This window comes from Bacillus sp. UNC438CL73TsuS30 (assembly GCF_000482325.1).
Taxonomy (GTDB): domain Bacteria; phylum Bacillota; class Bacilli; order Bacillales; family Cytobacillaceae; genus Neobacillus.
Genome location: NZ_KI535297.1, coordinates 337,214 through 351,082, shown reverse-complemented (window position 1 = coordinate 351,082; position 13,869 = coordinate 337,214). Strand labels below are relative to the sequence as shown.

Below are 13,869 nucleotides of genomic sequence, written 5' to 3'. Positions count from 1 at the left end.
TAATAAAAATGAGGTGAAGAAATGGCAGACATGGAAGGTGCCACAGCTCAAAAGCTATTAAAAGCATTTATGCAATTCAGAAGGACCGGTTGGCACGAACGGAAAATTGCTGGTTACAACCCAAGTGAATTCAAGGTCTTAGCGGCCATTTATCGTGAAGGGAACAACAAAAAGGCAGATATGAAGGTTTCAGAAATCAGTCAGAAATTACACGTTACATCGCCGACCGTCACACAAATCATAAATACACTAGAAAAGGATGGATTGGTTGAACGAAGGATTGATCCAGACGACAGACGAGCCGTTAAAATTAACCTTACATCAAATGGTGAAAGTGCTGTGGTCGAGGCAAGAAAAGCCTTCTTTGAAACTTTTAGTGGGTTAATTGATCATTTGGGGGAGGATGATAGCGAAAAATTGGCGGAATTACTCTCCAAAGTGATGGCTTACTTTAACAATCATTTGAATCGTTGACCGAAATGGAGTGACCAAACTTGATCAAATTAAGGAAATTTTTAAAACCATTTGGACTATCTGTGTTGGCTGTACTTATATTAGTCCTTTTGCAATCATTATCTGAGCTTTATTTGCCAACCTTGATGTCAGATATAGTGGATAAAGGTGTGGTCACCGGGGATACCCATTATATTTGGAAAATAGGCGGATTTATGCTGCTTGTAGCAGCAGGTGGAATGGTATGCTCCGTCACAGCAAGCTTTTTTTCAGCAAAGGTAGCCTCTGGATTTGGAAAGTCACTTCGCAGGAAATTATTTGCACATGTAGGAGATTTTTCACTTCATGAGTTTGATAAAATTGGTACCGCCTCACTGATTACTAGAACTACCAATGATATTACGCAGGTTCAACAAGTTTTCGTCATGATCCTTAGAATGATGGTTATGGCCCCAATGATGTGTATTGGCGGACTAATCATGGCATTATCTAAAGATGCAAAGTTAACCTTAGTCCTAGCAGTTTCATTACCTATTTTAATCATTGCTATTGTGATCATCGCAAAAAGCGGAATTCCGCTTTTTAAGGCTATGCAGGTAAAATTAGATACGCTGAATCGAGTTCTTCGCGAAAATCTAACTGGAATTCGGGTCATTCGTTCTTTTAACAAGGTAGCGCACGAAAAGAAACGCTTTGATACGGCAAACCTTGATTTAACGAATACAGCAATTAAAGTAAATAAAATCATGGCGGCTATGATGCCCATTATGATGATGGTCCTAAACCTTACATCCGTCGCAATCGTATGGTTTGGAGGGATTCGGATCAGCAATGGTCATATGGAAGTCGGGGATATGATGGCTTTTATTCAATATGCTATGCAAATCATGTTTTCATTTATCATGCTGTCGATGATGTTTGTCATGGTTCCGCGAGCATCTGTCTCTGCAGCAAGAATAAATGAGGTCCTTGAAACGATTGCAGATATAAAGGATCCAACGGAAGCTGCGACAACCGATGGTAAAAAAGGACTTGTAGAATTCGAAAATGTTTCCTTTAGTTACCCTGGAGCTGAAATGCCAGCGATTTCCGATATCTCTTTTTCAATGAGACCAGGGGAAGTGACTGCCATAATTGGTGGAACAGGCTCGGGTAAATCAACGCTTATTAACTTGATTCCTCGTTTTTACGATGTTGAAAGTGGAAGAGTCCTTGTTGACGGTGTTGATGTCCGCAAAATGAAACAAGAAGAGTTAAGAGAAAAAATTGGTTTTGTACCGCAAATGGCTGTTCTTTTTACTGGAAGTATTGCCGAAAATATTCGTTTCGGCAATGAACATGCGACAGATGAAGAAGTGCAGCACGCAGCAAAAATTGCCCAAGCGACAGAATTTATTACAAACATGCCAGATGGATACAATTCGGTGATTGCCCAAGGGGGAACAAATGTTTCAGGAGGACAAAAACAGCGTTTATCCATCGCAAGGGCACTTGTTAGAAAACCAGAAATCTATATTTTCGATGATAGCTTCTCCGCTTTGGATTTTAAAACAGATGCGAAGCTTCGTGCTGCATTAAAAGAAGAGACAGTTGAATCAACTGTATTAATTGTTGCACAACGAGTAAGTACCATAATCGATGCAGACCAGATCATTGTTTTAGATAATGGGGAAATTGCCGGAATTGGAAAACACCGCGAACTTTTAGAAACAAATGAGGTTTATCGTGAGATTGTAATGTCGCAGCTATCTGAGGAGGAAATCGCATGAGCAAAGAGACTCATTCCCAAAGGCAAGGTGGACCAGGCGGTGGTGGATTCGGCTTTCGCGGCGGAATGATGCCTGTCCAAAAAGCAAAAAATTTTAAAGGAACCTTAAAAAGACTAGTCAGCTACCTAAAACCACATAAATTCCAACTTTTAGCTGTACTCATTACCGCCATCATCAGTACGATTTTTTCGATCGTCAGTCCAAAGATTATGGGAAAAGCGACCACACGGCTTTTTGAAGGATTGATGATGAAGCTTAGAGGGGTTCCTGGAGCCAAAATTGATTTTGACTATATTGGAAATATCATCTTGCTTTTAATCGGATTATATATTTTAAGTGCGATTTTCGCCTATATCCAGCAATATATCATGGCAGGTGTCGCTCAAAAGACGGTATACCATTTACGTAAAGAGGTGGAGGAAAAACTCAATCGACTTCCATTAAAATACTTTGATGCTAGGACACACGGAGAAATTCTAAGCCGAGCCGTTAATGATGTCGATAACATCAGCACGACCTTACAACAAAGCTTAACACAACTAATCACATCCGTTGTTACCATTATTGGTATCATCGTCATGATGCTTACGATTAGCCCATTAATGACACTCATTGTCGTCGTGACATTACCGCTTAGCTTTGCAGCAACTGCAGGTATAGCAAAAAAATCACAAAAGTTTTTTAAAGGACAGCAAAAAGCACTTGGAGAGCTTAACGGCCATGTGGAAGAAATGTATACTGGTCACAAAGTTGTAAAAGTGTTTGGACGTGAGAAAAAATCAATTGAAAAATTCGATGAAATCAATGAAACTCTTTATCAAACAGGATGGAAGGCTCAATTCGTTTCAGGTATGATTATGCCACTAATGTCCTTTGTTAGTAATATTGGCTATGTTCTTGTTTCTGTTGCAGGCGGTATATTGGTAACGAAAAAGGCGATTGAAATCGGTGATATTCAAGCGTTTATTCAATATGCTAGGCAATTTTCTCAGCCCATTACGCAAACCGCGATGATAGCAAACGTGATTCAATCTACAATTGCAAGTGCGGAACGTGTTTTTGAAATCTTAGATGAACTGGAAGAGGTTCCGGAAGCGGTTGATGCAAAAATAATTGCATCACCAAAAGGGGAAGTAATCTTTGATGATGTTTCCTTCGGATATAACGAAAATGAACCGTTAATTGAGGATATGAATATTGACGTAAAACCAGGTCAAAGAGTTGCGATTGTCGGACCAACTGGTGCGGGTAAAACGACGTTAATTAATCTATTGATGCGTTTCTACGAGATTCAAAACGGTCGGATTTTAATCGATGGTGTAGATATTCGCGACTTAAAGCGGGAGCATTTAAGAAGTATGTTTGGCATGGTTTTGCAGGATACATGGCTATTTAATAGTACCATTCGTGATAATATTGGTTATGGGAAAGAGGGAGGAGGAGAGGATGAAATTATCGCGGCATCGGAAGCTGCTTTTGCTGACCATTTTATCCGTACCTTACCAGAGGGCTATGATACGATATTAAATGAAGAAGCCTCTAATATCTCACAAGGGCAGAAGCAATTATTGACGATTGCTCGTGCGATATTGGCAGATCCGGCCATTCTTATTCTCGACGAAGCTACAAGTTCTGTGGATACGAGAACAGAGGTACAAATTCAAAAAGCAATGGATCGATTGATGAAAGGGAGGACCAGCTTCATTATTGCACATCGACTTTCAACCATTCGTGATGCTGATCTGATTTTAGTTATGAATCATGGTACAGTGATTGAAAAAGGAAATCACGCTGAACTGCTTGAAAAAGGTGGATTTTATGCAGAACTTTATAATAGTCAGTTTGCTGGCGGAAATGCGATGGCAGGGTGATAAATGAATCAAGAGCGCTTAGTTGATCTAGGCGCTTTTTTTGTTATTTTTTCGTGGATAGTTCATAGTAGATTTGAACCGAAAAAAGTAAATTTTTCTTCTCTGTCTCATTTTCTTAAGTATACTTAGATATTGAGACGATGTTTTATTTTTAAAATTAATTAACTATAATTACATTATGTAAACTTATAAAAACCTAAAAATGGCTGTTACCCAATTAGTAACAGCCTAATCTCTTGGCATATCCATTTTATCAACAGCACTTTTTAAATCCTCATTACGAATATGAGTGTAAATCATGGTGGTTTGTATTGATGAATGACCCAATTGTCTGCGTAATTTTGGCACATCATTGATTTCAGTATGATATCTGGTTGCAAATGAATGCCGCAACTTATGTACAGATAATGATGGTTTCCCAAATGCCGCAGCATACTTTTCAACCAGTTTTTCAACCGACCTCGCGGTAAGTCTTCTTGATTTTCCTTTTGGACCCATTGGTGCAGAAATAAACAAAGCCTTATTTGTTTTTTCCACCTGATACTTTTCAGTCCTTATGGTAAGATACTCCTGCAAATCAGCCATCGCAACCTGACTAAAAAATACAAATTGTTCCTTATTACCTTTACGAATCACCCGGGCACAATACTTGCTAAAGTCGATATCATCAAGGTCTAATCCAACCAGCTCAGAAAGACGGAGTCCGGAACCTAGAATTAATGAAATAATCGCTGTATCACGCTGTTGATTCATTTTATAAAAGTTGTAGATTTTCTTATTATCTTTGTTTAATTCGCCAAAACCTTGAGCAACAAACAGCCGAAACTGCTCATATTCATCACCAAGCAAAATTTTACCTTCCATTTTATTTGCCCGCGTTTCCATCGTTTCTTTAATCTCATTAAATTCAATTTTGGCCATTACATTTCGGTTGATATAGGCTTGTAAATCCAGTGTTTCCGCAATATTTTGAAGATAATTGAAAAGCGATTTTAAAGCTGATAATTTACGGTTAACCGTTAATTCTTTGTTATTTAATTGATAATGAAGGAAGTTTAAAAATCCTTCAACTTCCAAAACTGTCAATCTTTCAAGCCGTTCTAACGGGATATCTTTCATGCTGCCGGTCCAAAGCTGTTCACTGATCATCCAATTAAAGAAAATCTTATAATCATGACAGTAATTAAACAAGGATGCGGTCGATAGTTTTCTAAGCTTATGATTGATATATTCATCAACGTACCAAGGGAGTTCATTCAATAAAGCTTGCAATTTTTGAAAATTTTGTTGTTTTGCCGGATTTACCATAAAAAACACCTCACTTCTATATTTTACCTTATATGCATTAGTTCGTCAAATTTATATTTTACGTAATAATATATTCTTGGTGAAAATGAGATAGTTAGCTTATAACCGACTACCCCCACCAATTACGTTTTTAATTAGTAACTCATTATTTATTCTAAAATTGTTAAATACACCCTCTTCAATTAATACTGCCCTGCTTGTTGACCAAGAAAAAATGACCGCAGCAGCGATCACAATATTTATCTCTTCCACCCGATAGGTTAAGTGCAATTCTTCGTATCCTCAAATTTCTCTTTCTCCATTAAACTCTTATGTATCCAAATAGCTGCCGCAGAACCGTCGCCCATAGCAATAGTCACCTGTTCAGAATGAGCAACCACATCACCTGCTGCCCATACATTGGGTATATTCGTCATTTTGGTTCGTGGGTTGACAACTATATGCTGATTTTCAAGAAGCTCTACCCCTAATTGCTTCGCAACGTTCGACTTCACTTCATTCCTCCCGAATGCAATAAAGCCACGTTCACCCATAATTTTTTCTCCATTTCGCAGGATAAATCCTTGTAGATAAGAATTTTCTTCCATGACCTTTTGTATGGTTTCTTCAACATAATGAATCCGATGAGCCTTAAGTTCTTTTAATAGGTGTTCTGATATCTCCGTCTGTTCGTGATTGATATAGATAAGATCTTGTGTCCAATAAGAGAGGGTTAGGGCCATCTTGGCTCCTGCATTTCCCGCGCCAATCACAATCGTACTTTTATTCTTCACTTCATAGCCATCACAATCTGGACATACATAAACGCTTATACCTAGACAGTTTAGAAGCTCAGGAAATGCAGGTATCCTGTCCATTACACCGGTTGCCAATAACAATCGCTTTGATACATATTGGAATCCAGTTTTTACCTTGAGCTGAAATCCCTTTCCAATTTTTTCAGCACTGTCAACTACTTCGGATATAAACTCTACTCCCAGGTTTTCTGCTTGCCTTTTTCCAATCTGACGAAGTTCTTGCCCACTAATACCATTTGGCCAGCCTAATATATTATGATAACTCTTACATAATGTTGATCGACCATAATTTGAATCAATGACCAGAACTTTATGTTTATATCTGCCCAATTGGATAGCTGCTTGAAGACCAGCAATACCGCCACCTACTATAATACAATCATAATTCACAGGTAGATCCCCTTTCTTTGGCCCTTTACAAAAAAAGAATTTTCAACCTTAATTCTCCCTCTTTGCTTATTTCCCCAAAGATTTCACAAAAAAATAAATGCCTTCTACATAGTAAGAATGGATTTAATTTTTTTAGGGTTCCTTTAATTGTAGGAATTCTTCTATTGTAGATTTGAGATTTGAGAAGTCAAATATCACCTACAGCCGTTTGAAATCCATATTCCTCCCTGATACGCTTCCCGATAAGACACAACCTTATTCATCACTTCACGACCATATGACAGTTAAAAAGGGGATCTCCTGGCGCTTAGACTCCTCTTTTATAATCCCGTACCTCGTTATAATTTCATCATCCAGCTGCTCGTGCAATCCTTTGCAAACTTCAGAATGATTGGGCTTATAATTGAATTGCAAAGGAGAATAAACTGATCGAAATCTTCTAGAAATTATCTCTAACTGCCCTATTTAAAAGGCCTATACTGCGATCTAAATCTTCTTTCACTTGCTTCTTATACCGTAGAGCTTCATCCATATTGGCAATTTCATATACCTTAAGTTCCTGGCGCTTTGACCCCTCTTTTATAATCCGGGATCTTGTTATAATTCCATTATCCAGCAGCTCGTGTAATCCTTTGTAAACTTCAGAATGATTGGGCTTATAGTTGAATTGCCTAAACGTTTTATAAAAATCCTCCAACATTTCTTTACCGTATGGTCTCCCCTGCTCAATCCACGATAGCAAATAAAGCTTAACAAATGCCCGCTGCTTAATTAAGAAGTTATCTCTGTTCCGTGGTTTTACCTCTTTTTCTTTTATTATATTATCCTCCAAAATGAACCCTCCTTGCTGACAAATTGGTGGTGATACTTGGATTATAAACGATTCTTTGTCCGGGCGTATATATAAAAAACTATGTGAATTTAGAACATATTGAAATTAAATTTCAATATAAACTATTTATTATTCACTTCCATTACCTAACACTATATCGTCTTTCTTCTTTATGGACTACTGGCACACAGGTAAAATTTGCTATACAATTTGAAGATGGAACTAAAACAAAGTGTGGTGAACATTGTGTTTAAATTATTACTAGTTGAGGATGACGCAACGCTTTATCAAGAAATAAAAGAAAGATTAACAGATTGGTCGTATGAGGTTTTTGGCGTTACCAATTTTAGCAATGTGATGCAGGACTTTACAGTTGTGAAACCTGATTTAGTGATCATTGATATCCAGCTGCCCAAATTTGATGGTTTTCATTGGTGCCGGATGATCCGATCCTATTCGAATGTGCCGATCCTTTTTCTGTCTTCACGGGACCACCCTTCCGACATGGTGATGTCCATGCAGCTCGGTGCAGATGACTTTGTCCAAAAGCCGTTTCATTTTGATGTGTTGATTGCCAAGATCCAAGCGATTTTACGGCGCGTTTATAATTACAATACCGAACAAGTCCTGTTCAAAACTTGGAATGGCGCTGCTGTAGAATATCAAAAAATACAGTGACCACTGAGGCGGGCTCGATTGAACTTACGAAGAATGAGATATTAATATTAAGAGAATTGATTGGGCAGAAAAATAAAATAGTCACCCGTGAAGCGTTAATCAAAAGCTTATGGGACGATGAGCGCTTTGTCAGTGACAACACCTTAACCGTCAACGTCAACCGCCTGCGGAAAAAACTCGATGAACTTAGTCTTGGGCAATACATTGAAACCAAAGTGGGACAAGGTTACATCGCTGTTGAAGAGGCCGAGCGGCTATGATAAAAAAGTATCTCATAGAACGGCGGAGCTGGATTCTCCTGATATTGTCCTTGGAATTTTTAGTTATTTTTGTTGCGTTTCTTGACACGTCGATCCCATTGCTTCCACTTCTTTATATTGTATTTATTTCGTTGATTATTTTTGTGATTTTCTTGTTCATTCGCTATCAGAAGGAAACGATATTCTATAAAGTCTTAGAGGAAAGAGAAAACAACCTGGATCCTAAGAGCGTACCTAGTGCCTATCGTCCTTTTGAAGGAATCATTGAAAACAGCCTTACGAAACAAATTGATTTTTTAACACAGGAAGCGGCTGCTAATTGGACGATATTGGAACAGGAAAAAGACCAACTGTTATCTTGGATACATGAAGTAAAGACACCGTTAACGGCGATGCAGCTGATCATCGACCGGATGGAGGATGAAAAACTGAAAGCGGATTTACGGTTTGAATGGCTGCGCATTCACCTTCTGCTGGATCAGCAACTCCACCAAAAGCGGATCCCCTTTATGGAAAATGATTTGTATATTGAAAACATAAAACTAAAACCATTAATTTTTAACGAAATCAGAACCTTGCAATCATGGTGCATGCAAAAGGGAATTGGTTTTGAACTGGAACTGGAAGAAGAGGAAATCCTGACGGATGCCAAATGGCTGGCGTTCATACTCCGACAGCTGTTAACGAATGCCGTGAAATATAGCGAGGCATCTGACATCCTTTTAAATAGTTATGTCCAAGGTGGACGAACCTGCTTTAAAATCACTGATTTCGGACGCGGAATCGCTCCAAATGACCTGACCCGCATTTTTGATAAAGGCTTTACCTCTACAGCCAACCATCAGGATGGTGGGGCATCTGGTATGGGACTATACCTTGCCCAAAAAGCTGCCCGGCCATTGCTGATCAAGTTTAACGTTCACTCTGAGCTTGGAATAGGAACGACATTTACCTTAACCTTTCCGCAAAAAAATGAGTTTGTTCATATTATCGGCATGTGACAAAAATGTCATATGCTTTTGTTGTTTTGTTCGTCCAATCGAAGGAACGGCAGACCTAAGCTTACTATAATGAAGCTATCGGATAATAAAGGAGTGTGTCGTTATGCAAATACTTGAAGCTACTAATATTCAAAAAAATTACGGTAACAAGTTTAATAAGCAGGAAGTATTGACAGGATTGGACTTAAAAATTGTAAAAGGTGAATTCGTGAGTATCATGGGTGCATCGGGGTCCGGTAAGACAACCCTGCTAAATGTCCTTTCTTCAATTGATAGGGTGAGCAGTGGGATCATTAAGATACAGGGAAAAGAAATCACCCGTATGAAGGAAAAACAGCTTGCCGAGTTCCGCAAGCACCATTTAGGCTTTATTTTTCAGGAATACAACTTGCTAGATACCTTGACGGTTAAAGAAAATATCTTATTGCCTTTGTCCATTTCCAATGCCTCCAAACAAGAGGCAGACCGAAGGTTCAACGAAGTGGCATCACAACTAGGGATTACCGAGATCAGCAATAAATACCCTAATGAAATATCAGGCGGCCAGAAGCAGCGCACCTCGGCAGCACGGGCATTTATTCATAACCCTAGCATTATTTTTGCAGATGAACCAACAGGGGCACTCGATTCCAAGTCAGCCTCCGATTTATTAAATAAACTGAACCAGTTAAACATCAGCAGCGGCGCCACGATTGTAATGGTAACACACGATCCGGTGGCTGCCAGCTATAGCAGCCGAGTCATTTTTATTAAGGATGGTCAAATATACACCCAACTGAACAAAGGTGATCAATCACGCCAGGTATTTTTTAAAGACATCATGAAAACACAAGGTGTATTGGGAGGGGTCACCCAGAATGAGCATTAATCATTTGATTATCCGTAATCTGAAAAAGAATCTAAAAAACTACTATCTATATGTGTTCGCCCTAGTCTTTAGTGTTGCCCTGTATTTTGCCTTTGTCACTTTGCAATATGATCCGGCGATGGACGCGACAAAGGGCTCCATTAAGGGGGGCGCCTCCATTCGGGCAGCATCCATTCTACTTGTCGCCATTGTGGCGATCTTTCTGCTGTACGCGAATACAATCTTCATTAAGAGGCGCAGCAAGGAAATCGGCCTGTTTCAACTCATTGGGATGACCAAAAGCCGAATATTCCACATCCTTAGCACTGAGAACTTTTTTCTATATTTCGGCTCCATGGTGATAGGAATATTCCTTGGCTATTCATTTTCCCGATTTATCATGATGATTCTGTTGCAAGTCACGCAAGTGGATGCGGACGCCGTTTTACGATTTTCAACCAAGGCTTTTGTGCAAACTCTGATTGTGTTCGGCACCATTTATTTGTTGATCATGTTGATGAATTATATATTCATAAAAAAACAGTCCATTTTGGCTTTATTTAGGATTACTTCGTCGACTGAACAAAAAGTGAAGAAATTATCGATTTGGGAAATTTTGATCGGAATCATTGGTATGATTCTGATAGCGGTTGGCTATTACGTTTCTTCAAAATTATTTGGCGGCGATTTTACCACGATAAATGAATTATTCATGGCGATGATTGGAATTCTTGGTTCTGTCAACATCGGAACCTATCTGTTTTACAAAGGCTCCGTCAGTTTTATTTTCCATTTGATCCGGAAAAAGAAAGATGGGTATTTAAACATTAACGAGGTCTTATCACTCACTTCCATTATGTTTCGGATGAAATCAAACGCCTTATTATTAACAATTATCACTACTGTTTCCGCTTTGGCCATTGGACTTTTGTCATTAAGTTATATTTCTTACTACTCTGCTGAAAAAATGGCTAAAAATAATGTGGCTGCCGATTTTGCCTTCACCAAAACGAAGGATGCCGAACAATTTAAAAAGGCATTAGAAGAAAATCATCTGCCATTTAATGCTAAAAGAGCCGAAGTCATTCAGGTAAATGCTGACCTATCGAACATTATGGAAACCGGATTGCAGGAATTAACCATTAACCCAAGCAGAGTACCTCTCCCGGTCGTCAGTGACAAGGCTGTGATAGACATGGATCTATCACCAGAGGAAACGATCTTTACCGGTTATAATGATTTGCTGCAATCATTTATGTCACTAAAGGATTCAGGGCAAATCAAATTGCATGGACAAAACGAGGACATTTCTTTACAGTATAAAGGCTTAGAAAAAGAATTTATTGTTTCGAAATATTTTACTGGCGGCGGCTTCCCTGTGGCGGCTGTCAACGACTCTGTCTTCAAACAGTTAAAAAATAATCTTGACCCTACCATCCAAAAGGAATCCTCTTTATTTATTGGGATTACGTTGAAGGATGAAGAGCATGTTACAAAGGCGAATGATCTGTTCAAAGAAATGTTTGGGAATGAGGACAACTCGATGGATTCTCGGTTGGAATTGAGCAACTTTCAGAAACAAAATATGGGACTGATCATGTTTATCGTCAGCTTTTTGGGATTAACATTCCTGATTACCTCTGGCTGTATTTTGTATTTTAAACAAATGGGCGAAGGTGAAGAGGAAATGCCTAGCTACACAATCTTAAGGAAACTCGGGTTTACCCGGGAGGATTTGGTGAAAGGCATTCGCGGGAAGCAGCTGTTTAGTTTTGGGATTCCTTTAATAATCGGCTTATCACACAGTTACTTTGCCGTCAAATCTGGCTGGTTCCTCTTTGGGACGGAACTGTGGACACCGATGATTGTAGTCATGATTGTATATGCCACTTTGTACTCTATCTTCGGAATGCTGTCAGTTCAATATTACAAGAAGGTTATTAAACAAGCCCTATAACGTAAAAGGCTCTAGCATGGTTGTATATGCTGGAGCCTTTGTTATATTTTTTTAAGTTGTGTACATAGAGCCACTCTTGAAATTAGATCAAGTTGATAAACTTCTTTTGTGCCAGTACCTCTAACATGAGTTGGGTAGGGACCTGCTTAAAACTTATAAAACAACACTAATTAGGCTTTTGAAATATCAATAAATCCTTCTCCGAACACATCACGAACATCGTGTATAGCGATGAAAGCATTCGGATCAGTGGATTGAACAATCCGTTTTAACTTTATTACTTCTTGCTTACTAATAACAATATAAAGAATTTCCTTTGGAGTTTTTGTGTAATAACCATGACCCGAGTATACGGTTACCCCTCTATCCATTGTTGTAGTCACCTGTTTGGCAATGTCATTCGGTTTATCAGAAATAATCGTAATGGCCTTCTTCGGATTAAAGCCTTCGATTATAAATTCCATCACTTTCGTTCCTACATATAGCATAATAATGGTCAACATCAGCTTTTCTGCACCAATAACAAAATAAGATGAAAAAACAACTATTAAATCGAAAAACAATAGACCATAGCTAATACTCCATCCTAAATATTTATGTGTTATCTTTGCTAAGATGGTAGTACCTGCCGTTGTTCCGCCAACACGAAGAATTAAGCCAATCCCGGTCCCAATTACGATTCCTCCAAATATAGCATTCACCATCAATTCATCAGAAGCAATATTCCAACCTTCTGTCAGATGAAGAAAAAGCGAGTTAAAGACTACAGCAATAATCGTATAAATCGTTGTTACCTTATTCAAAAATTTAAAACCAATTATTAATAAGAATGCATTCAGAATTAAATTGACTAAACCCGGTGACCACTTAAATAAATAATAGGTAATAATCGTGATACCAGTTACTCCTCCTTCACCAAGCTTGTTCGGAATAACAAATAAATTAACACCTAACGCAAAAATAAATGCACCAATGATGATAAAAATAATGTCTGTGGTTCTTTTTTTCATACACTACCTCACTGCTTATAAAATATTTACTCATGCACAAACTCTCACCATTATATCGTGGAATATTTAAATCGAACAGTCTGTTTTTTTTTTAATACAGGAGGTTATTCAAACTTTATTACAAAATATCAATCCTTTTTTTAAAACTTTTATTGTTCATAAATTTAGATACCAATTGTATAACAAAAAAGCCACCGTAAAAGGTGGTCAAAATGGTTCTTTTTTTAGCCTTTCAACATTTGGAACCCCTTAAAAAGAACCCCCTGTTTCATGGAAGCTGTATTTTTTTGACTCTTTTATCCGTAAATTATAATAATGTTAATGGTACGGATGATATGGGTATGGGTATGGGTATGGGTGCGGATGATGTGGGTAACCAAAACCAAGTCCTGGATAATAACCAAATCCTGAGCCTGGGCCTCCTAAACCAATTCCAGGGGCGAATCCAACGCCTGAGCCTGGACCACCTAAGCCAATACCTGGGTAAAAACCTGGTCCAAAGCCTGGTCCACCAAAACCTAGTCCTGGTCCAAAACCTAAACCAGAGCCGGGGCCTCCTAAACCAAGACCTGGAGAAAAACCAAATCCTGAGCCTGGGCCTCCTAAGCCGATTCTTTCATATGTTGTATAAATAGGAATCATTTTCATCCTCCTCATTTCCTTTTCCATTAGAGCATATGCATTTTTGGGGATAAA

General features: G+C 38.5%; 13 protein-coding genes and 1 pseudogene. 7 read left to right on the top strand and 7 right to left on the bottom strand.

What is annotated here, in order from left to right; genetic code table 11:
- Positions 1–21: 21 nt before the first annotated feature.
- Genes M028_RS0125635 through M028_RS0125625 form a run of 3 tightly spaced genes read left to right on the top strand, consistent with a single transcriptional unit; the run spans position 22 to position 4,093 of the window.
- On the top strand, positions 22–474 hold the full coding sequence (locus tag M028_RS0125635; RefSeq protein WP_026576398.1) for a MarR family winged helix-turn-helix transcriptional regulator: 453 nt from the start codon (positions 22–24) through the stop codon (positions 472–474).
- Positions 475–494: 20 nt separating this feature from the next.
- Entirely contained in the window at positions 495–2,222 is a 1,728-nt protein-coding gene (locus tag M028_RS0125630) for an ABC transporter ATP-binding protein (RefSeq protein WP_026576397.1), read from the top strand.
- Complete coding sequence (locus M028_RS0125625; protein ID WP_026576396.1) at positions 2,219–4,093, top strand: ABC transporter ATP-binding protein; 1,875 nt, start codon at positions 2,219–2,221, stop codon at positions 4,091–4,093. The genes M028_RS0125630 and M028_RS0125625 overlap by 4 nt, the downstream gene beginning before the upstream one ends.
- 228 nt (positions 4,094–4,321) lie before the next feature.
- Here the strand turns inward: M028_RS0125625 and xerS are convergent, their stop codons facing one another.
- From xerS to M028_RS0125605, 5 genes are all read right to left on the bottom strand, one after another.
- Positions 4,322–5,401: a tyrosine recombinase XerS gene (gene xerS / locus M028_RS0125620; protein ID WP_026576395.1), complete on the bottom strand. Its 1,080-nt coding sequence runs from the start codon at positions 5,399–5,401 to the stop codon at positions 4,322–4,324.
- Positions 5,402–5,500: 99 nt separating this feature from the next.
- On the bottom strand, positions 5,501–5,671 hold the full coding sequence (locus tag M028_RS33115; RefSeq protein WP_155925793.1) for a hypothetical protein: 171 nt from the start codon (positions 5,669–5,671) through the stop codon (positions 5,501–5,503).
- A complete protein-coding gene (locus tag M028_RS0125610; RefSeq protein WP_026576394.1) occupies positions 5,662–6,588 on the bottom strand; it encodes an NAD(P)/FAD-dependent oxidoreductase in 927 nt (308 codons plus the stop codon). The genes M028_RS33115 and M028_RS0125610 overlap by 10 nt, the downstream gene beginning before the upstream one ends.
- Positions 6,589–6,855: 267 nt before the next feature.
- On the bottom strand, positions 6,856–7,002 hold the full coding sequence (locus M028_RS34120) for a hypothetical protein (RefSeq protein ID WP_197031474.1): 147 nt from the start codon (positions 7,000–7,002) through the stop codon (positions 6,856–6,858).
- A gap of 25 nt (positions 7,003–7,027) precedes the next feature.
- Positions 7,028–7,420, bottom strand: a complete 393-nt coding sequence (locus tag M028_RS0125605; RefSeq protein WP_231510891.1) for a helix-turn-helix transcriptional regulator — start codon at positions 7,418–7,420, stop codon at positions 7,028–7,030.
- Between the two features lie 246 nt (positions 7,421–7,666).
- Between M028_RS0125605 and M028_RS31075 the strand changes: the two are divergent.
- The 4 genes and pseudogenes from M028_RS31075 (at position 7,667) to M028_RS0125585 (ending at position 12,163) form a co-directional block, all read left to right on the top strand.
- Positions 7,667–8,358: pseudogene (locus M028_RS31075) on the top strand (response regulator).
- Positions 8,355–9,359, top strand: a complete 1,005-nt coding sequence (locus M028_RS0125595; RefSeq protein ID WP_026576392.1) for a sensor histidine kinase — start codon at positions 8,355–8,357, stop codon at positions 9,357–9,359. The pseudogene M028_RS31075 and the gene M028_RS0125595 overlap by 4 nt, the downstream one beginning before the upstream one ends.
- Positions 9,360–9,462: 103 nt before the next feature.
- Entirely contained in the window at positions 9,463–10,227 is a 765-nt protein-coding gene (locus M028_RS0125590) for an ABC transporter ATP-binding protein (RefSeq protein ID WP_026576391.1), read from the top strand.
- Positions 10,217–12,163: an FtsX-like permease family protein gene (locus M028_RS0125585; protein WP_026576390.1), complete on the top strand. Its 1,947-nt coding sequence runs from the start codon at positions 10,217–10,219 to the stop codon at positions 12,161–12,163. The genes M028_RS0125590 and M028_RS0125585 overlap by 11 nt, the downstream gene beginning before the upstream one ends.
- Before the next feature lie 170 nt (positions 12,164–12,333).
- On the opposite strand, the gene M028_RS0125580 is transcribed toward M028_RS0125585, so the two are convergent.
- The gene (locus M028_RS0125580; RefSeq protein ID WP_026576389.1) at positions 12,334–13,173 is read right to left on the bottom strand and encodes a YitT family protein; all 840 of its coding nucleotides are present in this window, start codon (positions 13,171–13,173) and stop codon (positions 12,334–12,336) included.
- Positions 13,174–13,491: 318 nt separating this feature from the next.
- On the bottom strand, positions 13,492–13,815 hold the full coding sequence (locus M028_RS31070; RefSeq protein WP_051591245.1) for a hypothetical protein: 324 nt from the start codon (positions 13,813–13,815) through the stop codon (positions 13,492–13,494).
- Positions 13,816–13,869: the final 54 nt, after the last annotated feature.